This is a genomic window from Nostoc sp. C96, assembly GCF_059384975.1.
Genome location: NZ_CM182020.1, coordinates 1,730,001 through 1,752,913 on the forward strand (window position 1 = coordinate 1,730,001; position 22,913 = coordinate 1,752,913).

14 protein-coding genes, 2 tRNA genes, 2 rRNA genes and 2 pseudogenes (1 of these 20 only partly in view) are annotated in these 22,913 nt (G+C 41.4%); 7 read left to right on the top strand and 13 right to left on the bottom strand.

Features of this window, described 5'->3' with window-relative positions:
- The 4 genes from AC504W_RS07460 to AC504W_RS07475 form a co-directional block, all read right to left on the bottom strand.
- A 23S ribosomal RNA gene (locus AC504W_RS07460) occupies positions 1-503 on the bottom strand; it reaches 2,321 nt to the left of the window's first position.
- 168 nt (positions 504-671) lie between these two features.
- A tRNA-Ala gene (locus AC504W_RS07465) sits at positions 672-744 on the bottom strand.
- Between the two features lie 92 nt (positions 745-836).
- Positions 837-910: transfer RNA gene (locus AC504W_RS07470), tRNA-Ile, on the bottom strand.
- Between the two features lie 122 nt (positions 911-1,032).
- Positions 1,033-2,521 (bottom strand): 16S ribosomal RNA (locus AC504W_RS07475).
- The 16S and 23S rRNA genes sit together here with 2 tRNA genes alongside, the layout of an rRNA operon.
- Before the next feature lie 689 nt (positions 2,522-3,210).
- Here AC504W_RS07475 and AC504W_RS07480 point away from each other — a divergent pair.
- Positions 3,211-3,906 (top strand): response regulator transcription factor, encoded by a 696-nt coding sequence (locus tag AC504W_RS07480; protein ID WP_096584658.1) that lies wholly within the window; start codon positions 3,211-3,213, stop codon positions 3,904-3,906.
- Between the two features lie 721 nt (positions 3,907-4,627).
- Here AC504W_RS07480 and AC504W_RS07485 read toward each other — a convergent pair.
- A complete protein-coding gene (locus AC504W_RS07485) occupies positions 4,628-4,909 on the bottom strand; it encodes an Npun_R1517 family heterocyst differentiation transcriptional regulator (RefSeq protein WP_015113073.1) in 282 nt (93 codons plus the stop codon).
- Positions 4,910-5,832: 923 nt separating this feature from the next.
- On the opposite strand from AC504W_RS07485, the gene AC504W_RS07490 reads away from it, so the two are divergent.
- The 4 genes from AC504W_RS07490 to AC504W_RS07505 all read left to right on the top strand — a co-directional run bounded on the left by AC504W_RS07490 (position 5,833) and on the right by AC504W_RS07505 (position 12,022).
- Positions 5,833-6,189: an NAD(P)H-quinone oxidoreductase subunit M gene (locus AC504W_RS07490; protein ID WP_096574827.1), complete on the top strand. Its 357-nt coding sequence runs from the start codon at positions 5,833-5,835 to the stop codon at positions 6,187-6,189.
- 1,065 nt (positions 6,190-7,254) lie between these two features.
- Positions 7,255-9,459: a protein phosphatase 2C domain-containing protein gene (locus tag AC504W_RS07495; protein ID WP_494877106.1), complete on the top strand. Its 2,205-nt coding sequence runs from the start codon at positions 7,255-7,257 to the stop codon at positions 9,457-9,459.
- A gap of 168 nt (positions 9,460-9,627) precedes the next feature.
- Complete coding sequence (locus tag AC504W_RS07500; RefSeq protein ID WP_494877108.1) at positions 9,628-11,205, top strand: CHAT domain-containing protein; 1,578 nt, start codon at positions 9,628-9,630, stop codon at positions 11,203-11,205.
- Between the two features lie 172 nt (positions 11,206-11,377).
- A complete protein-coding gene (locus tag AC504W_RS07505) occupies positions 11,378-12,022 on the top strand; it encodes a hypothetical protein (protein WP_494877109.1) in 645 nt (214 codons plus the stop codon).
- Positions 12,023-12,346: 324 nt separating this feature from the next.
- Here the strand turns inward: AC504W_RS07505 and AC504W_RS07510 are convergent, their stop codons facing one another.
- Together AC504W_RS07510 and AC504W_RS07515 are read right to left on the bottom strand one after the other, a co-directional pair.
- Positions 12,347-13,726 carry a PrsW family glutamic-type intramembrane protease gene (locus AC504W_RS07510; protein WP_494877110.1) on the bottom strand — a complete coding sequence of 460 codons (1,380 nt, stop codon included), beginning with the start codon at positions 13,724-13,726 and terminating at the stop codon, positions 12,347-12,349.
- Between the two features lie 407 nt (positions 13,727-14,133).
- Positions 14,134-14,319: pseudogene (locus tag AC504W_RS07515) on the bottom strand (protease); the annotation flags it as partial.
- Positions 14,320-14,363: 44 nt separating this feature from the next.
- On the opposite strand from AC504W_RS07515, the gene AC504W_RS07520 reads away from it, so the two are divergent.
- Together AC504W_RS07520 and AC504W_RS07525 are read left to right on the top strand one after the other, a co-directional pair.
- On the top strand, positions 14,364-14,663 hold the full coding sequence (locus AC504W_RS07520) for a transposase (RefSeq protein ID WP_414572317.1): 300 nt from the start codon (positions 14,364-14,366) through the stop codon (positions 14,661-14,663).
- Positions 14,657-15,202: a transposase gene (locus AC504W_RS07525; protein ID WP_494877112.1), complete on the top strand. Its 546-nt coding sequence runs from the start codon at positions 14,657-14,659 to the stop codon at positions 15,200-15,202. Before AC504W_RS07520 ends, AC504W_RS07525 begins: the two co-directional genes overlap by 7 nt.
- 16 nt (positions 15,203-15,218) lie before the next feature.
- On the opposite strand, the pseudogene AC504W_RS07530 reads toward AC504W_RS07525, so the two are convergent.
- The 6 genes and pseudogenes from AC504W_RS07530 to AC504W_RS07555 all read right to left on the bottom strand — a co-directional run.
- Positions 15,219-15,635 (bottom strand): annotated as a pseudogene (locus AC504W_RS07530) (DJ-1/PfpI family protein); the annotation flags it as partial.
- A 70-nt stretch (positions 15,636-15,705) separates the two neighbouring features.
- Positions 15,706-16,158, bottom strand: coding sequence for a nitrate reductase associated protein (locus AC504W_RS07535; RefSeq protein ID WP_494877113.1), 453 nt, complete (start codon positions 16,156-16,158; stop codon positions 15,706-15,708).
- Between the two features lie 226 nt (positions 16,159-16,384).
- Positions 16,385-16,843, bottom strand: a complete 459-nt coding sequence (locus tag AC504W_RS07540; RefSeq protein WP_096574841.1) for a phosphate-starvation-inducible PsiE family protein — start codon at positions 16,841-16,843, stop codon at positions 16,385-16,387.
- Positions 16,844-16,985: 142 nt separating this feature from the next.
- Positions 16,986-19,193, bottom strand: a complete 2,208-nt coding sequence (locus AC504W_RS07545; protein WP_494877114.1) for a molybdopterin oxidoreductase family protein — start codon at positions 19,191-19,193, stop codon at positions 16,986-16,988.
- 188 nt (positions 19,194-19,381) lie between these two features.
- A complete protein-coding gene (locus AC504W_RS07550) occupies positions 19,382-20,881 on the bottom strand; it encodes a NarK family nitrate/nitrite MFS transporter (protein WP_494877115.1) in 1,500 nt (499 codons plus the stop codon).
- Between the two features lie 130 nt (positions 20,882-21,011).
- A complete protein-coding gene (locus AC504W_RS07555) occupies positions 21,012-22,568 on the bottom strand; it encodes a ferredoxin--nitrite reductase (protein ID WP_494877116.1) in 1,557 nt (518 codons plus the stop codon).
- Positions 22,569-22,913 lie beyond the last annotated feature (345 nt).

Consider the following 22,913-nt stretch of genomic DNA (forward strand, 5'->3'; position numbering starts at 1 on the left):
TTCTTTTCACCTTTCCCTCGCGGTACTGGTTCACTATCGGTCACACAGTAGTATTTAGCCTTACGAGATGGTCCTCGCTGATTCACATGGGATTCCTCGTGCCCCATGCTACTCGGGATTCAGCTACTATCCTTTGACTTTCGACTACAAGACTTTCACTTTCTCTGGTGCAGTACTTAGCTGCTTCGTCTAGCCTCTAGATTCGATATCGCTGTCCCACAACCCCAGTCAGTAAACCAACTGGTTTAGGCTCTTCCCCTTTCGCTCACCACTACTGAGGGAATCTCTTTTGATTTCTCTTCCTCCAGCTACTAAGATGTTTCAGTTCGCTGGGTTGGCTCTTTCCTGTCTATATATTCAACAGGTAGTACATAGGGTTTCCCCATTCGGATATCTCCGGCTCATAGTTTGCTTCCAACTCCCCGGAGCTTTTCGTCGGTAACCACGTCCTTCTTCGCCTCTGTGTGCCTAGGTATCCACCATTAGCTCTTATTCGCTTGACCACAATACATTTGGTGTCTCACCTGCATTCACTTTCATCTTTCAATGTCTGTGTCTGCCTGCAATTAAATCGCGTTTCTATGCAGTTTTCAAGGTTCTGGCTAGGATTTTTTACCCAGCAGTCTAACCACGTTAGTTGCTGTTTTTTCCTTCTCTTTTTTCTTTCTAGGTGGAGGTTAGCGGACTCGAACCGCTGACATCCTGCTTGCAAAGCAGGCGCTCTACCAACTGAGCTAAACCCCCATCAACAAAGCAAAATTTAAAAGGCAAAAGGCAAAAAAATAATTATGTTATTCTTTTTTTCCTTTTTCCTTTTTCCTTTTTACTTGTTCAGGTGGGCCATCCTGGACTCGAACCAGGGACCTCACCCTTATCAGGGGTGCGCTCTAACCACCTGAGCTAATAGCCCCAATACGAACCAAATCATAGTTTGAAAGCTTACACAATTTCCTGCGACCGACCTAGGTATGACCATCTGTATTCTCTATCTTGCTTTTGGCAACCGATTTTACAGTTGGGTAGGTCTCCCTAAAAGGAGGTGATCCAGCCACACCTTCCGGTACGGCTACCTTGTTACGACTTCACCCCAGTCACCAGCACTGCCTTAGGCATCCCCCTCTCCTAAAAGTTGGGGTAATGACTTCGGGCGTTGCCAGCTTCCATGGTGTGACGGGCGGTGTGTACAAGGCCCGGGAACGAATTCACTGCAGTATGCTGACCTGCAATTACTAGCGATTCCTCCTTCACGAAGCTGAGTTGCAAGCTTCGATCTGAACTGAGCTACGATTTCCGGGATTTGCTTGCTATCGCTAGCTTGCTGCCCTCTGTTCGTAGCATTGTAGTACGTGTGTAGCCCAAGACGTAAGGGGCATGCTGACTTGACGTCATCCCCACCTTCCTCCGGTTTGTCACCGGCAGTCTCTCTAGAGTGCCCAACTTAATGCTGGCAACTAAAAACGAGGGTTGCGCTCGTTGCGGGACTTAACCCAACATCTCACGACACGAGCTGACGACAGCCATGCACCACCTGTGTTCGCGCTCCCTAAGGCACTCCTCCCTTTCAAGAGGATTCGCGACATGTCAAGTCTTGGTAAGGTTCTTCGCGTTGCATCGAATTAAACCACATACTCCACCGCTTGTGCGGGCCCCCGTCAATTCCTTTGAGTTTCACACTTGCGTGCGTACTCCCCAGGCGGGATACTTAACGCGTTGGCTCCGGCACTGCGAGGGTCGATACTCGCAACGCCTAGTATCCATCGTTTACGGCTAGGACTACTGGGGTATCTAATCCCATTCGCTCCCCTAGCTTTCGTCCCTCAGTGTCAGTTACGGCCTAGCAGAGCGCCTTCGCCACCGGTGTTCTTCCTGATCTCTACGCATTTCACCGCTACACCAGGAATTCCCTCTGCCCCGAACGTACTCTAGCTATGTAGTTTCCACTGCTTTTACAAAGTTAAGCTTTGCTCTTTAACAGCAGACTTACATCGCCACCTGCGGACGCTTTACGCCCAATCATTCCGGATAACGCTTGCATCCTCCGTATTACCGCGGCTGCTGGCACGGAGTTAGCCGATGCTTATTCCTCAGGTACCTTCACTTTCTTATTCCCTGAGAAAAGAGGTTTACAACCCAAGAGCCTTCCTCCCTCACGCGGTATTGCTCCGTCAGGCTTTCGCCCATTGCGGAAAATTCCCCACTGCTGCCTCCCGTAGGAGTCTGGGCCGTGTCTCAGTCCCAGTGTGGCTGATCATCCTCTCAGACCAGCTACTGATCGACGCCTTGGTGCGCTCTTACCACACCAACTAGCTAATCAGACGCGAGCTCATCTTCAGGCAGCAAGCCTTTCACCTTTCGGCACATCCGGTATTAGCCACCGTTTCCAGTAGTTATCCCCGACCTGAAGCTAGATTCTCACGCGTTACTCACCCGTCCGCCACTATCTCCGAAGAGACCGTTCGACTTGCATGTGTTAAGCATACCGCCAGCGTTCATCCTGAGCCAGGATCAAACTCTCCGTTTTGAATTGTTTGTTTAGCTCTTTGGCTGTTCTTTTATAACCTCAGCCTGGTTACTTTATTTACTTGACGCAGGCTACTTGTGTTATTATTGCTTTCAAACTATAATCTTTTCATGGTTCGGTTCCCTCCGAGCTTCGCTTCGCAGCGCTTCTCTCAGGCACTTATCTAATATATCTCTCCTCCCCCTCACTGTCAACTACTTTCCCAAATTTCTTTTTCCCTTCCTGATCATCTCCCTCTCTACGTCCTTTCTCGTTCACAATAGTCTATGCACTTTGCATACTCTCTCAGGAAGGTACACCTTGAATTTTCAATCCGTCATTGCCTCTCTTCACCACTTCTGGCGCGATTTCGGTTGATTCATCTCTAGTTGATTCACTGCTACACGATATGAAAGACACACCACATAGAAAAGCAGAACTTACGCAGCGAAGGTTGTAGCATTACCCCAAGTATTTACTTCTAAAGGAGTGTGTAGATTGGAAAATTTTGCAATTAACTAAGTTGATAATGTATTGACGGAAAGTGTTGTAGAGCAAACTCACAGATCAAAACAGGGAATTCTCTCAGTTATGACAGAATCTCATAAGTGTTTGTAAAGAAATTTTACAATTACTATTGATCATCACAAATAACCATTGGCTGCCAACTTTCGCTAAATTGGAAAAAGATAGACTTAAGGAAATGTTAAATGTCAACACAACTGTTACTGGTAGATGATGAACCAGGATTGAGAGAAGCTGTGAAAGATTATTTACAAGAAAGCGGCTTTAGTGTTCAAGTTGCCAGTAACGCTCGTGACGGCTGGGAGTTGATGGAGCAGAACACGCCTGATTTGGTGATTTCTGATATCATGATGCCTCAAGTGGATGGCTATCAGTTTCTGAAGCAATTGAGGGAAGACCCTCGCTTTCAAGCACTACCAGTTGTCTTTTTAACTGCTAAAGGGATGACAGGCGATCGCATTCAAGGCTATCAAGCTGGTGTTGACGCATATTTACCTAAGCCCTTTGATCCAGATGAGTTAGTAGCAATAGTAGAAAACTTGCTTTCTCGTCGTTCTGCTAAACCTACCTTTACAGGCGAAGACAATGAAACGCCAGATATTGCTGAATTAGCCAATCAGATTGCCCAAATAAAAGCATTATTAACGCAAAGAAGCGCGATCGCTCAATCTCCGGCTCCCTTTAAAATTGATTTGACCCCCAGAGAACAAAGCGTTTTAAACTTAGTTGCTGAAGGGCTGATGAATAAAGAAATTGCTCGTCGCTTAGAAACAAGTGTTCGTAATGTAGAAAAATATGTGAGTCGCTTGTTTAGTAAAACTGGTACAAATAGCCGTACAGAGTTAGTTCGTTTTGCACTAGAACACGGTCTTGCTAAGTAAACACTTCATCATAATTTTTAGATTTTTGGTTCAGCATCACAACTCAACTACTGTTTCAAGAATCTCCAGTAAAACTACTTGCACATAGCACATTGGTATAAGAGGATTTTTATTAGGAAGCTAGAAAGCTCAATAAAACCAAGCTTAAGCGCGATGCCACCATTGACTTGAAAGCATAGAATACTAAATTACAGATGCTGAGTAAAAATACTAAGCTCTAAGCTTTTAACGCCTAGCTTTTTTATTGATTGTTGGCAGACACTGACCTAAATACTTCCGATGCTGTATCAAAAATTCTTTTGCTAGAGCATTAAAACTCAGAATTTTGGTTATGCTTCAAACTAAAATTGCTCAAATACATTAGCCATCAATAAATCTTTGCCAGATATTTGAATTATTCAGGTAATTAACAAACATGGTGAATGCTCAATGCTTTTTCCTCACAAAGCAACACCCTGGTTAGAAAAATCATACTGGTAGATAAAACTTTATAAACTGTAACCTGCTCTGAAAACAAAAACATCAATGTATTTGGTTAGCTACCAAAATATACCCTTAGTGCATAAGGAGCAAAGCTAACAGAGATGATTGATGAAGTTTTTACCAGAGCAACATAAATTTAAGCTTGCAGCTTCGTAGTGAGGTTAAGAAAACAGCTTAATAATGCTATGGCATAGCATAAGTAATGAGCAAACTTCAAAAATTACCGTTGCTATGCCTACTATTGAGTATTATCAACAGCATTGCGTAACCGCATTAGTTGGCGACGCATTTGCGGTGAGGCTTTAAATTCCGAGACCTCCTGAGCTTTAACAGAAGCTTGTAACGTCTCTAAGAAGTCATCAGACCCTTCAGTCAAAGCGTCTAGTAGTACCTGCAACAATTGTTCACGATCGCCCAAGAGGCTCTTTTCCTCAATCAATCTAAATTTGAGATGTATTTCGCACTCATAAACACCTACTTCAATATTATTTATTTGGCGTGGTAATGCTTTCGAGTTCATAGTTTTGTAGATTTCTTTACTTGGTGGTCATCTGGGTAGGGACAATAATCTTTAACGAACATCCTTTATATTTTTTTGAATCCATAGTGCTGCAATTAAGCATTTTTTCAATTCATCCCGTTATGGATTTCATTTCTATCTCCTGTGTTTTTTTAGCTAGTCTTTCACGGCTTAAGTTGTGATCTTCTTCTGACATAAGTAGTTTAGGTAAGCCATCACTATTATTCATTTTTTAAGATTCCATACAATAAAGTTTCTGTAAGAAGTTGTTCTACCTTTTTAAAGGTTTTTACATCAACTTTATCTTAACGTCAATAACAGTTCGAGTTGCTACTGAGTTTTTAGTAATTATACGTAAGTAAATCTGCTGTCTTTTTTCAATTTAATTAAACGTAGAGGAAGCTTCACCATAATTACGTAAAAACACTTGATGTTAGTTTTTTTCATCAACAATTTCAGGAGACTTTGATGAATAAATATATTAAGAGTAAAAAATTGCTTTTCAGTAAAAAAATATACAGCACTTTACAACTTAAGATTAAGTACAAAACAGAGAATTTATCTGCATTAAGAAGTCTCAATTTTGTGTATTGAACAAACGGAAACTGCTGGGGTTAACCTCCAGCAGTCAAAAATCAAGTAAACATTTAGGTATAAAAATAAAAAATAAACATTTGAAGCAATATATGTAGATCGGTAGATCGGGTAAATTATTAATCTGCACAAAAACAAGTTTTGGAGTATTCCCTGCGTTTACACCAAAGAGTTTCAGCCAAATTTAATTTAGAAAGAGGCAGGTGCAGAAGGAGAATAATAATTAACGACTGACTAATTAATGAAAGCTTATGGATAGAGCAGATTTAAGGACTGGGCAACCGTCTACAATGATTTCAGTGTAATCAACTTAAACCTTACACCATTCTATGGACAATCCAATGCTGCTCAAGTCCACAACCCGGCATATCCGCATTTTTGCGGCAGAAATTGACCGGGATGGCGAATTAGTTCCCAGTAATCAAGTTTTAACGTTGGATGTTGACCCAGACAACGAATTTAATTGGAATGAAGATGCTCTACAGAAGATTTATCGTAAGTTTGACGAATTGGTCGAATCTTCTAGTGGTGCAGACCTGACAGACTACAACTTACGTCGCATTGGTTCAGATTTGGAGCATTATTTGCGATCGCTCCTGCAAAAAGGCGAAATCAGCTACAATCTGTCTGCTCGTGTTACCAACTACAGTATGGGAGTTCCCCAAGTTGCCTTAGATGAGAAGTAGTAGCAAAATGTACAGGAAGCACAGAAGTACAAATCAGAAATTGCGGGTACTCCCCATAACTCAGCAGTCTAAACAGAAGTTGTAAACTCAACTTTTGTCTGTGCATTAGTCTGTTTATTCAATAGTGATGAGTTAGGAGTGATAATATACATCACTCCTAACTATTTAGAGAAATGAGGTTGTCCCTGCTATTTTGAAGTATGGTAAGTGATATTACTTTTTCTTCTGTCTAAGATATGACGCAGTTTTGATTACCACACATATTATTCAGTCAATTATTTGGCGATAACCAAGTAAAAAATTAATATTTTCACATTTTAGTAATATTGAAATATATTGCCTGATATAAAATAAATACTTTCTATCTAATAATTTGGCTCTAATGCTTGATCTCAGCTTCTCTTGCATATTTTTAGAAGGAAGCACAATTTTTGGCCTTTACAAGCCAGCTACAAAAACTTGCTGATTGATCTCAGTGAACAAAAATTTACAACCACTAGAGATTTGATCCTTGCTCTAGCAGAGTGATAACTGCAAGTTAGCTATTTTGATAACTAACTTTTTAATTCTTAAATAAATTTAATTTAAACTTTGTAACTGCTCACTCAATATAGTTCAGTAAAGCAGGTCAGCTTGGTTTAAATTGAGGTTTATAACTCAGTTCAATGCGTAAAGTTGGATATTTTTCACTCTAACTAAACTATATTGATCTATAAACTAAAGAAACATCTGTATTATGTGTCGATTTCTAATGCTCTAATTGACTGACAGCAACCAATTACACATAAGTTAAGGTTAAGCTTTGTTGACAGGGTTTAAAGTTAGTTGTTATGGCAACGGAAAGTCGTAGAACAATAAAAGTTATGATGAGGCTGTAGAATTGGCCAAGGAGTGTGATATTTGCATAAATTCCCTAAACCAAGTATTAGCATTGACTGGTATTTCCCAGCTAGAATCATGATCCCCAGTTGGATGCGTCTGTTTGCAGAAATTAAGAGCAGCCTAGTTACTGCTCACTGCCTATGCTTTTGAAGAAATTGCCAATCGCTAATCAGTGCGAACACTATGGAAAATGATGCGGCAACCCTCTACTGCCCAAATGAACTTTGTCAGGCGGCTAATCCCCTGACTCATAAGTTTTGCCAACGATGTTCTACACCCTTACCCAAACGATATCTCTGGGTTGTGGGTGATGTTCTAAATGTGGGTAGTCCTGGAGAAATATTAGCCGATCGCTATTTAGTCCTAAATAAATCTGTGGTTTTAGATACTAAGCCTGGATTACTCCCTCAAGGATTAGAAACAGAAAACGTACAAACTATCAGAGCTTATTTAAGACTAATCCCCTACAGCTTGCATGTACCGCAGGTGTATGGTGTGCTGTCTCTAAAGGATGGACGCTCTCACAAAGAAATTTTACTTTTAGAAAAACCGCCGTTATTAACAGAACCAACGACAGACTCACAATTAAGGTTATGTCCCCAGTTAACTACGGCTTGGCGCACAGCTACATCCATGCGTCAACTGAACTGGCTATGGCAATTAGCTCATCTGTGGCAACCCTTGGTCAGTGAAGGTGTTGCTTCTAGCTTAATTGATACGCACATATTAAGAGTAGAAGGGTCTTTAGTCCGCTTATTAGAATTACGTTCTGATACCTCAACAGCACCAAAGTTATCACATTTAGGCGATTTTTGGCAGCAGTTATTGCCAGATACCAAACCAGCGATCGCAGAATTTGTTAACCAAGTGAGCAGTTATCTTATTCAAGGAGAAATCAATTCACCTGAAGTACTAATCTCAGTTTTAGACCGCGGATTAGCAGAATTAGGGGAATTGCAATCGCCAAAAATTAAGATTATCACTAAAACTGATACAGGCCCTAAAAGACAACGCAACGAAGATGCCTGTTACCCACCCAGTGGAACACTGTTGAGTAAACCTCCACAAGCTACAGCCTTGGCTATTGTCTGTGACGGAATTGGTGGACACGAAGGCGGTAATGTCGCATCTAATTTAGCAATTGAAACAATTCAACAGCAAGTACAACAACTCACCAAAGTTCCTTCTAACCATATAGAACCTTCACTGTTGCTGGCAGACCTAGAGCAAGCTGTGGCAGTTGCCAATGATAAAATCAGCCAACGCAATGACAGTGAAAATCGTCAGGGTAGAAAACGTATGGGTACAACCTTGGTAATGGCATTGCCAGTGGCCCATGAAATGTACATTACCCATGTTGGGGATAGTCGTGCTTATTGGATTACAAGGGATGCTTGCTACCAAGTCACCCTTGATGATGATGTTGCTTCTAGGGAAGTACGTTTGGGATATGCCATTTATCGTGAGGCTGTGCAACAGAGTGGATCTGGTTCTTTGGTTCAAGCATTAGGAATGAGTTCCAGTGCAGCGTTACATCCAACAGCACAGCGGTTTATTCTAGATGAGGATGCTGTTTTTCTGTTGACATCTGATGGTTTAAGTGATTTTGACCGTGTGGAAGAATATTGGGAAACAGAAATTTTACCAATTTTGACCGAAGAAACAGATTTAGTCACAGTGGCTGACAAATTACTGGAAATTGCTAACACCAAAAATGGCCATGATAATGTGACGATCGCTTTAGTTCATTATCAAGTTCAGTATGTTGAGCCAGAGCGAACTCTCAAAGCAGTTATTGTTCAGCCTCCTACCATCACAACCGCCAAAGTTACACCTAAGCCGCTGCAACCTACCTTACTAGAAGACATTTCAGAGCAAAAAACTTTAATTCCTAAAAATAAGCCCAGTTCTTTTCAGCAACTACCACTCCATTTAATTGTGCCAATAATTATCGCGATCGCCGCAGGTTCTTTAGGGCTGCTGGTGCGTGGACTGTTTATGTCATCACCGTTAGTTCCTATTGTTTCTAGCCCTCCTGGACAGCCAACTCCAACTTCAACGAGCGAGCGATCACTAAATAACCTTGCTCTTGGCTGGGTAATTACCAATAGCCTAGAAATTACCTTAGATGATCAGAAGTTACAACCTGGTAGTTTTTTGCAAGTGGTTGACATCGAAACTAAGGATACACCCAATTCTCCGGAATCGGTGATTAAATTGCAGCTTTGCCCCTCAGAAAATAGTACATTTCTTCAAGCTGACAAACCACTGCGTGTCACCTTAGCTCAACTCCAACGTCCAGGCATCACTGTATTAAAATCAACCGACACCAGTAGTTGTGATAATTTATCCCAACCCCCAGATAGTGAAACTCCTGCGTCTCGCTAAAGCCCAGGAAAATAATATCAGTGAAAATGCGACCAATACTCGATAAACTTGTAGAAGCCTGGAATAATACATTTAATAACCAGATTTAAAACTTCCAGGCGAAAAGTTTTCCTCATGGAAAATTGTTATCGCAAGTCCTTGGTTTCTACCTTTTAATTTAAAGAACCCATGCCATCCCTGAACTTAGCGATCGCCCGTCTCATCAATACTGGCACAGATAGCTTTGCCATTTGGGTGGTCAAAGCCCCCTATCCTAGTGGCTATGTTCTGCGTGACTGTGTATGGCCTTCAGAACTAAATCAAATTTGGCAAGAGTGGCAGCAAATGTTTGCTGGACACAGCGGTTTAAATGTTACAGCCAACACAGCACCGCAACCTGCAAACCCTCTCTTGTTTAACTTAGGTTCGACAAATTCGGGCCACATGCCTGGTTACGGTGGTCGTCTAATGCAATACTTAGGGCTATATTTGTGGCGTTGGGTGTTCGATGGGCCAATTCTCAATAGTCTCGAACGCAGTTGTGGAATTGCGATGGGACAGAATACACGTTTGCGCTTTCAACTAGAAATTCGTGACCCAGATTTGATCGCCTTGCCTTGGGAAATTATGCAGCGCCAACCCGGACAATCAGCGATTTCTCTCGCCCAAGATTTGTTATTTAGCCGCACTACAAGTGAAGTTGAACCGTTGCCATTCTTACGCACTGATCAGGCTATTAATATCTTGCTGGTTTTAGGTCATGATGAAAACTTGCAACTCGAACAAGAAGCAATTATTTTGCAACAAATTCTGGAGAATAAACCGCAAATAAACCATAATTACTCAGTATTTGCTCCTTGTATGGTGAAAACGCTGATTCAACCAACGCCACAAGAGTTGATTCAAGAATTAGAAACTAAGGCTTACAATGTCTTTTTTTACGCTGGTCATGGATTGCCTGGCCCAGATGGAGGACTGTTGTTTTTACGTCCTAGCAAGACACTCAATGGCATAGAATTAGCGCAAGTATTAACTCGGAGTGGACTAAAATTAGCTGTTTTTAATGCTTGTTGGGGAGCGCAACCAGCAGCAGTTAATCACCAAGCGATTCCCGCCAGTAGTTTAGCGGAAGTACTCATTCGTCATGGCGTACCAGCAGTTTTGGGAATGCGAGATGTAATTGCTGACCATGAAAGTCACAGTTTTATTAAAGCTTTTGCGGCAGCTTTGCGATCGCGCAAGCCAATTGATGAAGCTGTGGCGGAAGCACGACAAGAAATGTTAACACTGTATAAGTTCAACCAACCTGCTTGGACTTTACCAGTTCTGTATTTACATCCAGATTTCAATGGCGAACTTGTTAAAAGCATTGATGAGGGAATTACAGAGTTACCAGATATTTCAATTGTCAATATAAATATTGCTACTTCTAAAGCTTGTTTGCGCTCGCTCGCCCCAGGAGGTAGAACTTGGTTTTTGCGAGCAGGTGTAACGCGTATTGGTCGTACCCAAGACAATGATATTGTAATTCCCGAACCATCAGTTTCTAAGCGTCATGCCGAAATTTTATGCCGAAATACTTTTGCTGGCACTACTCCAGTACAAACTTATTATTTACAAGATCTCTCAACTTACGGCACAACTTGGTGTTTAAGCTCTAATGGTTGGCAACAAATCCTTCGGGAGGAAGTACCTTTACAATCTGGTAGCAAGTTAAAGTTTGGGAATTCTGGCAATGAAACTTGGGAGTTTGTTATTGAAAATTAAGCATTATTTCAGGATAAAAATTGCAGTGAATTGTATACTTCCTGCCTTATGCTGGCTCTGACATAATTTTTCTGATTCAATTGCTAAATAAAATCAGTTTAATTTTTGCGGAAATTGTAATTTACAACTTGTAGCAGTCAGTACTGCGAAATAATTCATCAGGAGTCGAAAAATGATTAAAAAAATCAACAATTCCAACAATCTCCCATCTTCGGTAACTCAAGTGGAATTAGAGTTCCTCGAACTACTGCTCCAACCCGAAGATGCAGCTTATCCTTGGAATCCTGCTGATGATCAAGCAGAGACATATTTTGATGAATTAGAAAAGCAGTTTGCTATGCAGGATGTTTTGGAGGAAGAACTCAATACTAGAGCGCAATCTTTTTACGGCAATTTAGATACTTTATGGTCTCAAGCGGCAAATTGTACTAATTACAACTGTACTACAAATGTCAGCATTTTAGACAGTATTTGTGAGACTTTACATACTTTTGCAACTGGAGTACCAACAGGCTGGCTAAAGGCGATCGCTCAGAAAGCTACAGAAGTAGCAGCCGTACAGCAATCAATCAACGAACAGTTAGTGCAGTGTGTTCAAACCGTATTGCCTACATGGGAAACAGATGATCTAGCAGTTTTCGCTCGTCCTTATGCCTATGCGATGCGTAGCAGTGAACAGCAAAACCTGGCATCAGTTATGAATAAAATTCAAAATCGGGATTGGGCAACTTTATCAGAAATGGAGCAAGCTAAAGTTAGTGTGGCGATCGCCTATTATGCTCTCAGACAGCTAGACAAATTGGAAACTGAAGCTTAAATATAAATTTGCTTTGACTGTCTAAATTATGGGCTGAGATGAAATCGCCAGAGCCACTGGATTTTCTCTCAGGTAGTATTTATATTGCTGATGTCAATAGATAATTAGTCTTTATCTTAATCTATCCTTAGATGGGTATATCTTTCTTTAGATAGAAGATACTTAGAGTACTTTTAAGTTAAAGCAATTTTTATAGCGATGCAATCTATCTTGAGACAGAAACAATCTTTGAGTTCAAAAAACCTAGTTTCATAACCACAGGAAAAGGTGGGCAGAAAGTAAATTTGCTACTTCTACCCTTGAGTTGATAATTTTATCTGAGATTTATTTGGGGCCGAGAAAGCGAGTAGCGAAATTTTGCGATCGCGTTGGAGACAATGCCCTTGCCTTTAAAATTGCCGCCATCAAAACAGCGTAAGATAAAACCCCAACAATTACTAACAACAAAGCATTAATAGAGCCGGTAGCGTTCCATAAAGCGTGGAGTGCGGATGCACTTAGATAACCAATCGAGAGAATTTGCCAACTCTGACTCGGTTTGAGAACAGCCAAACCGATAAAATATCCCAGGTAGCCACTATAAGCCATGTGACCAGCAACAGAGCCTAAAACGCGAGGAATCAGCAATTGTAAGCCGGCTAATTGGCCAGCCGCACCAATACCTACCTGTTGACTAACATTTTGTGTGATATCTGGTACATACTGTCCGAGAGTTTCTAACAGAGTAAACCCTAAAGCTGAAGCTGTTCCTAGGAGAATGCCATCTAGAGGTTCCCACACACCTATGCGTTCTCGCCAAGGTGAAGGCAATTGTCTGCCAATCACAAAAGCTCCCAGTACAGGTAAGGCCTTAAGCAATTCTTCCATCAACCCTGCACCAAAAAACATTCGTACTAGCAACTCAGTCAATGTAGTAGAATCTTGAGGTGAAGGTAAATTACCTGGCAGAATACCGCGAAACACAAAGATAAATAATTCTAAGACAGGACTCAGTAAAATTAATGCTGTTGTCAGCGCTGTCCCAACCAGTACCCACCAAGGCTTTTGCTTACCACACAATTGATAAACAAAGTAGTAAACAATAAAGGCGATATAACTGGCTACAATGACTTGGTTAGCCTGGGGTCTACCAACAGTCGCAAACATTAGCACAACAAAAACTACTGTGAGTATTCCTGGGACAAGGTAAGCTTTACTTGTTAAATCCTTACCAGTAGAAATAATCGGAAAAAGTTGTGTAAAGCTAACTGAATCAGGCTGCTTGATTTGGGTGTGGTTCTGGTAGTTAGCGGCTGAAGGCAATGATGCGTTTTGTTTCGTCATCATTGTCGGTTGAGGTATTAAGTCATACTCAAAAATAAATTGTGGGCCATCACTACCTAAAGCAATGCGATCGCCTGATTGTAATTCTTGGCACCCATAAAAACGTTCACCATTGAGATAAGTACCATTCGCACTATTTAAATCACAAATTACCCAAGTAAATTTATTATCTGGAGACGAAGATAGAGGACGAACCGCAGCATGACGACGAGATACCATTCGATATGTCATGGCATCCAAGACAATCTGACAGCTGGGGTCACGTCCAATTACCATCTCTTTACTTGCATGTAGTGCGTAACGAGATTCTGAACCAAAAGCTGCTGTATTACCAGACACCAGCCGCAGAAAAGCGTTATGTCTTGCGTTTTTGCCTGTCATCGAGTTAGAGTGTCTTCCCAAACTAATTCATCAAATATTCTGGCAGGATGACTGAACCTTAGCCATACCAACAGCAGAATTGCTAAATCCACTATAGCTTTAGTCTCTGCTAACAAATTCAAAATTTTCTCATACAAAATTTAAAATTATCTAACTCAATATTGACAAGCATTATGGCTAATTGGAGTGTCTTATGTGCCTATTTGCTAAGAAATATTTTTCGTAATACATAAATATGATGTTTTGAAAAGCCTACAGGCAAAAAATGTACGGTAGTTTCAGGAATTTTTAGTAGTATTTGCCACATCTTGAGTAATGGAGAAAATATAAAATTAGCTATCCAAAAAAAGAATAAGAAACCTTATACTTTTTAAAGTATAAGGCTTAACTAATTTTTGCTTTCATTCTTAAACTTTTGCCACTTCTGGATGTTCGACCTTAGTACCTAGTACTTTCAGAAATTCTGCTAACCAACGAGAATGTGCAGGCCAAGCTGGTGCTGTTACGAGATTTCCATCTACTACGGCTTAATCAACTGGGATTTGTACATAAATACCACCAGCAGCACGCACATCTGGACTACAAGCTGGATAGAACCCATTTGGGATCTTTGACGACGAGCTAAGATCAAAAATAAATGCCATATTCCAGTAGCTTAAGCGACAAAGAGTGGGAATTCATAGAGCCATTACTGCCCCAAAAGAAGAAAACCAAACCGCCGCGGTGGACAAAAAGAGAAATTCTTGATGGCATCTTCTATCAATTGAAAAATGGCTGTAATTGGTGTGATCTGCCTAAAGACCTGCCGCCCTACTCAACAGTCTTCTGGCATTACAAGCAGTGGCGGGCTGAAGGAGTTATCGAACAGATAATGACAACTTTACATTCCGAGGTACGTCAACAAGTTAAAAAAAACCAAAGTGGACGCGGTTGCTGATCATCGATTCACAAGCGGTAAAAAATACGTGCAATGCCAGTGTCGAGTCCAAAGGGTTTTGTCATTACAAATGTACCAATGGCATTAAACGCCATCTCGCTGTCGATACTTTGGGTTTGCCGTTTTTTACTCACTGCACCAAAGCCAATTTGTCCGACGACCAAGGCTTGATTGAACTGTTGAGTAACCACCTGGATTACTTTCGAGCCAAGCCTGTCAACATCCCCAAAATCACCATTCTGCTTGATCATGGCTATCACCCAGATACCATTACCATTGCCTTACAAAATCTCTATCCCCAGATCATGACCAAGATTCGGTTTAAACTAGCACCCAAGCCAACCAAAGCCGAAAAGGCAGCACTGGGGAAAACTGGATTTGTCCCGGTGGCAACTCGATGGGTGATTGAAAGGTCAAATGCTTGGATGGAACGATGTAAGAGTTTGGTAAAAAACTTTGAGAGAACCCTCAGCCACGCTACAGCAAAGCTCAACCTTTGTTTTATCAGACTGATGCTCAAACGGTTAGTTAACAAATAGATCCCAAATGGGTTCGATAGGCTGTACAACTTTTACCTTGCAGTACATCAGCAGCAGCTAATAACTGCAAGCCATGACAAATGGCCGCAATAGGTTTATTTGTTTGAGCAAAGTGACGAGTAATTTCTAGCACCTGCTGATTTAAGCGTATGTATTCTGGTGCGCGGCCTCCGGTTATTACAAGCGCATCGTATGTGTTAACATCTACCTCGGTAAAAGTCGCATTCAAAGTAAAGTTGTGACCAGGTTTTTCACTATAGGTTTGGTCTCCTTCAAAATCGTGAATAGCGGTTCTTACCTTATCACCTGCTTTTTTGTCAGGACAAACAGCATGAACAGTGTGTCCTACCATTTGCAAAGCTTGGAAAGGAACCATCACTTCATAATCTTCCACAAAATCGCCCACCAGCATTAATATTTTCTTAGCTGCCATTTTGTTATCCTCAGTTTTTAGTTTTGGAACAATAGTCTATTGAAGCTTGAATATTGACCATTGACTAAAATTAAAGCAAATGAAATTCTGCTATGGCATTAGGAAAATTTTTATTTTCGTGGCTGGGACGGCTGAGTTTAATCAATGCAAATCGCTGTAGGGGAGTTAACGCCGCCCACTGTTCTAGGGTTAAGTTTACGCCTAGTTCTTGGGCTTTTTCTTGCAAAGTAACGGGCAAATTACTAGAGTCCATCCACACAGGATAAGGATCTACAGGTAGTTGTGCCACAGGTGTACCTGTCCTTTCTAAAATTAGTTGCTGGAGATATTCTTTATAAGTTTCAATTTCTGTTTGTGTGGTGCAAGGCAGTTCATATAAAGCTTTACGCTCATCTTGAGTTATCTGCAACCAATCTGATAGCTTGAGTTTGATACCACAAGTATCTAATTTGTATCTCACCTGCATAGGTATACAACGCAGAGAAGTGACAAAATCTGCTTCAAAGTCAAAAAAGGTTGTCATACTTTAGGTAATTTTAAAACATACTATAGGAATCCGCTTTGATTCCTGCAATAATTTGCGTAGGAAGGGAACTCTTAACAGAGAAAAGGGAACAGATAAGAAGGAAGAAAAGTGTAATGAGGTTTTTTCAGAAATCAAATATGAGTCCTATAGTAAACACAATTAATCTTTACAATATTATAAAAACATTTATAAAAATACAAACAGCTCATTTATGAGATAGAAGTTAGTGGGATTTATGGGAATTACTAGAACGAATTATTAAATAGCTGATAGATAAAGCTAAAATTGCTATGCCTAAGCCGATTATATCAATTCCTGTGACTTTTTCTAAGTCAAGAATAATGATTTTACGAGCGACAGCAATTAAAGAAGTTACAATAACTAATTCTACTTGGAATACGTGTTTGCGTAGGTAAGCTGTGATATTTTCGAGGATTTCTAAGGCAATTAGAATATTTAAGAACAAGCCAAATATTTTAAATAATGTTGTATTGAATTTTCCATAAGGAGTATCAAATAACTCTTTAATCAAAAAAGCACCTAAATCTCCGATCGCTACTAATATTACTAGCACCATTAACACAGATAAAACCTTAGAAACTATAACCTCGACGTTTTCGATAACGTGCATGAAGCCTTCATCGGTAAATACTCCGAAGATGTTTTTGAATAATTTTTTCATCTGGTGCATCCTGGTTTTAGTTCAACAATAAATTGGTAATGATGAGTGTTTCAAATTATCACCATTGACTAATGTCTATTGATTGAATTACTAAGTATAATTCTTAATTACCAATTTCTTGTTTAAGGATATACCAAGCAGATCACCATTGCGACGACTGGAGTTGATAATTTTTGCTTGTAACTTCTATAGAAATTGGCACTAGTTGGACTGCACAAGCTTTTAATTCTGGTTGCAGAGAATCTGGACAAGATTCGGGATGGGTGAGGGCGTTAGCTTCAGCATCATTTGCCCACAGTGCGCCCCAGTGCATAGGGACAAATACAGTACCAGGTGCGATCGCCTTAGTCACTTTTGCGGGAAAATGAGCTTGACCACGACGCGATCGCACTTCAATTACTTGGTTTTCACTAATTCCTAACCTAGCCGCATCGCGGGGATGAATTTCAATAAACGGTTCGGGGTGCATCGAGCGAATTTTTTCGATGCGGCCTGTGCGGGTTTGTGTGTGCCAATGTCCGTAAAGTCTTCCTGTCGTTAACACAAAAGGATAATCGGGGTCTGGTGGTTCAGCTAAACCTTTAGAGTAATACGCCCCGAACCGCGCGCGACCGTCAGGGGTGTGAAAGCGTAAATCTGTGTATAGACGTTTTGAGGCACTAGGAAGTTGGGAATGGGGAAATTCATTATTACTGACTCCTGGATGTGGCCAGTGCGTCGGGCCTTGGGCTTTTAATTTTTCATGACTCAGACCCGACATATCACAAGGGCGATTTTTAGTTATTTGGGCAAACTCGGCGTAAACTTGGGCAGAGCTAGCAAAGTTAAACTTATCTGCAAAACCTAACCTTCGTCCAACTTCCGCAAAAATTTCCCAGTCGGCTTTGGCTTCTCGTGGTGGTTGGCGGAATGCTTGACACAGGGTTACTCGACGTTCAGAATTGGTCATTATGCCAGTTTTTTCACCCCACTGGGCAGCAGGTAACAGTACATGAGCATAGGCGGCGGTTTCTGTGGGGTAATATGCGTCTTGGTAAATTGTAAAAGGCGATCGCAATAAGGCTTTCTTTGTGCGTTCTAAATCTGGCATACTCACAGCTGGGTTAGTAGCGGCAATCCACAGTACACCTACATCACCAGTCTCCAAACCTGTAATCATATCCCAAGCAGTCAAACCAGGAACAGGGGAAATTTGACCCCGCTTCAGTCCCCAAAAATCTTCCACTTCGGCGCGATGCTGGTCATTTTTCACCAAGCGATAACCAGGTAATAAATGCGCTAAACCTCCGGCTTCTCGACCTCCCATCGCATTCGGTTGACCTGTTAGCGAAAACGGCCCCGCCCCTGGCTTACCGATTTGTCCTGTCATCAGATGCAGGTTAATGATAGTTCTAACCTTGGCTGTCCCTTCACTTGATTGGTTCACACCCATCGACCACAAAGACAGCACCCGTTGTGACTGACCCCAATAACGCGCAGCGGTTTCTAAATCTTCAATGCTGATTCCACATTGACGCGCTGCTACTTCTGGGGGATAGTGACGAATTACCTCAGCATAAGCCGAAAAATTGCTGGTACAGTCGTCAATAAACATCGTGTCGATGTATCCCCAACGCATTAATAAATGGGCGATACCATTTAACAAGTCGATGTCTGTACCGGGACGAATTGCTAAATGTAAATCTGCGGCTTCGGCGGTAGGTGTGCGACGAGGATCAACCACAACCATTTTTACTTTGCGGTTTTTTTTGTGGTATTTTTCTAGTCGATTAAAAATAATGGGATGACATTCTGCGGTGTTAGTCCCAATTAAAAATGCACAGTCAGTTAACTCTAAATCTTCATAGCAGCATGGCGGGCCATCAGCACCAAAACTTTGAATATATCCAGATACAGCACTGGACATACATAAGCGTGAATTCGCATCAAAATTGTTAGTTCCTAGACAGCCTTTCAAAAGTTTTTGGGCGGTGTAGTAGTCCTCGGTTTGAAACTGACCGGAACCATACATACAAATAGCTTCTGGCCCTTGAGTGAAGCGCACAGTTTGAATACGGTTGGTGATGAGTTCAAAAGCTTCATCCCAACTAACTTGGCGGAACTCTTGATCTAAAGAGTCCCGCACCATTGGGTAATGTAATCTATTTTTATCTAAAGATTCAGCGATCGTTGCACCTTTTACACATACCATACCCTGGCTTGATGGGTGAGATTTGTCGCCGCGTACTCGCCAAGTCGGATTTCCTTGACTGTCACGATTAGTTGCTTTATTAGGTTGTGCAGGCGGCGAAACTTCTAAACCACAGCCAACACCACAATAAGGACAAAGAGTTTTAGTAAATTCGCTCATGTAGCTACACCACTTTATTATTTTTGGAGAGTATACACAGATAATTGATCTGTGTTCATCTGTGGTTTTTATAAAAGTAATTTAGGTTATTAGTAATAGAGTTAAATTATTAACCGTTGATGCACACAGATAAAATAAGAAGCAAGAGGATGAAATTATTTAGCTAATTTCATCCTTTATTTTTGGGGTTATTCTTCAGCTAAAATAGCGGGTTCTTGAGTTGAAGATTCTGATAATTCTTCAGCCGCACCTGCGAAGGAACCTTGAGGTTCTTTGAGGAAGAAAGCACACATAAAAGCACAAATTAATGCTGCTATACCCATTGAGGAGAATAGGGTTGGTGCATCAGTTAAGCTAAAAATTGTCAGGTAAACTACGCCACCAAAATTACCGTAAGCTCCTACGTTACCTGCGATTTGTCCGGTAGTTTCTTTTTTGATGAGGGGAACAATACCGTAGGTTGCACCGCAGCCAGCTTGGGCAAAGTAGGCACAAAACATAGTAACTGCGATCGCCAGCCCAATCGGCCAGCTACTATTAATAAAATGTGCCATCAAATAGCCAACACCAATACCAGCAGAAATAATTGTCATTGTCCATTTGCGGGAACCAAACTTATCAGAAATTACGCCACCACTAGGACGAGAAACTAAGTTTAAAAATGGATAAGTTGCCGCAATCATCGCTGCGACTACGTGTTCTAAACCAAAGGTTTTTTCAAAGAAAGCTGGCAGCATAGAAACAGCAGCCAATTCGGAACCAAAGTTAGTTACATAAGTAAATTCGAGGATTGCAACTTGGCTGAAGTTATATCGCTGTGCAGGAGCGTAAGTTTTCTTGCCAATTAATAATTCTTTATTGACTTCGTAAGCTTTGTAAGTTTGGTAAGCAAATAATCCTGCTAATACGAACCAAACTAAATACATTTGGCTGAGAGTTAAAAAGTGAATATTCTTTTGTTCTAACCGCCAAGCTAATAAACCGAGGGCAAATATCAAACCAAAATTGGAGACAATCATCGCCCAAAAACTTTTGACGCTGGTGACTTCTAACGCACCATTTTTCTTAGGACGCTTGTAGATTTTGTCCGCAGGCGTATCTTGAACGCTGTTGAAGTAGATTACGCCATAGATAGCAGTGATGATACCAGTAAGTGCGATCGCCAACCGCCAGTTAGAAGCACCACCAGCCAAAAAGCTAGTAGCAACAGCAACTATAGGTAAGGCAAATTCTGCACCAAAAGCCCCAAAATTTCCCCAACCACCATAAATACCTTGTGCGCTTCCCATCTCCTTCGGTGGGAACCATTCAGCTACCATACGGATACCGACGACGAACCCAGAACCGACAATTCCCATCAACAAGCGGCTGATGACTAGTTGATTAAAATCCTGAGATAGCGCGGTAGCTAGACACGGAACAGCCGCAAACATCAACAATATCGAATAGGTAATTCTAGGGCCGAAACGGTCTAACAGCATCCCAATAATTAGCCGCGCTGGAATTGTTAGGGCTAAATTGCAGATTCCTAAAGTTTTAATTTGCTCAGGTGCTAAATGTAACTGTTTGCCAATGGTAGTAGCAAACGGAGCAAAGTTAAACCAACAGACAAAGGTGAGAAAAAAGGCAAACCAAGTCTGATGTAAGATGCGGTAACGATCCTTGAATGAAAATAAATTTTTTAACATTCTAATTTCCGAAATTTTAGGGAGTAGGGAGTGGGAAGTAGGAGAGAAGACAAAAGTGTGAAGTATGAAACCCTTCTGTCTTCTGACAAAGAACTAATGACTAATAAAAAATGACCAAGGACAAATGACTTCAGACTTCAACCAAGGCTTCTTGTTTGAGCTTTGCGCCGAAGTGTTTGATGAGTAGTTCTTGTAATACTGGCTGCAAGTCTTCGCAGGGGATACCTTTAATTGCACAGGTTCCTAAGTGTGCGTCTTTGCCGACTTTACCGCCCATATAGATGTCTACGCCTTCTACTGCTTTGCCATCTTTACGAGCTTTAGTACCCATTAAGCCGATGTCTGCAACTTGTGGTTGTCCGCAGGAATTTGGGCAACCTGTCCAGTGAATGCGGACTGGTTGAGTGAAGGTTAAGTCTGCTTCTAAAGCTTGAATAGTTGCAAGGGCGCGGTTTTTGGTTTCGATGAGGGCGAAGTTGCAGAACTGTGCGCCTGTGCAGGAAACTAGCGATCGCTCTAACACCCCCGGATTGATGGAAAATCTTTCTAGTAAGGGTTCTGCCAAAAATGTTGGGAGGCTACCATCAGAAATATTGGGAATGATGATGTTTTGTTCAACTGTCAGTCTAATTTCACCACTGCCGTAAACTTCTGCTAGTCTGGCTATTTCAAACATATCTTCGGCATACAACCGCCCAACTGGGACGTTAAAGCCTACATAGTTAAATCCTGGTTGTTTTTGTTTATATACGCCGATATGGTCGCGTTTTTCCCAATCAATTTCGTCTTTGGGTGCAGCAGGTAAAAACGATTTACCTAAACGCTGTTCAACTTCTGCACGAAACTTATCTATACCCCATTCATCAAGCAGCCACATCAAACGAGATTTCAGGCGGTTAGCGCGTGAACCATTATCTCGAAATACTTCTAAAACGGCTCTACATACAGCCACGACATCTTCAGGTGCTACCCAAGCATTGAGTGGAATAGCTGCATCGCAACGTTTGGCAGAGAAGAAACCACCCACTAGGACGTTAAAGCCGAATGTGGTTTCTTTAAACGCGGGGACAAACGCTAAATCGTTGATTTCAGCGTGAACTGAATTGTCCCGTCCACCTGTAATGGCAATATTAAACTTGCGGGGTAAGTTGGTAAACTCTGGGTTGCCTTCGCCTTTGTTGGTGAGCATATCTTGAATTTGCTGCACCAAATCTCGTGTGTCGAACAATTCATCAGCATCCAGTCCAGCAACAGGATCGCCTGTGATGTTACGCACGTTATCCATACCTGACTGCACACTTGTTAAACCAACGGCGTGAAATTTATTGAAGATATCGGGTAAATCTTCAATTCTGATTCCTCGCAATTGGATATTCTGCCGAGTGGTAATGTCAGCACTACTGTCATCGCCATAACGCTGCAATACTTCTGCTAACACACGCATTTGGTCGCTGGTGAGAATACCGTTGGGCATCCGCAACCGCATCATGAACTTGCCTGGGGTAACTGGGCGGAAAAATACTCCTACCCATTTGAGTCGATGATCTCGGTCGGTTTCGTCCATTGCTTCCCATCCGAGGGCGGCAAATTTTTCAATCTCCGCTTTGACGGCGAGTCCGTCTTTTTCAGCTTTGAATTTTTCAAACTTATTCAGGCTGGCTTTGGTAGTGGTTCCTGTATCTGTCATGAGTTAACTCTCATTATTGTTAATCCAGTGAGAACTTCAGGCAGTATTTACCTAATATCAATCAACCCGTAGTCTGGATTGTGGTTCTACGAGTTTTAGGAACTTTAAACTAAATATTTATTTATTGCTGATTTCTAATGTTCAAGTGCGTTCTTAGGTGGTTAATGGACAGGGGATAGTATGTCTTTAACTAAATGCAACTTCGTAAGGCTTGGGAGAAGATTTGTAATCTTTTACATTGGGGAAATTCACCAAGTAAACACAGCAATTGTTTATGTAACAATTTCGATACTTTTTAGATTAAAGTTAGATCTCTGGTAAAATCGTATAAATAGCTACAAAATA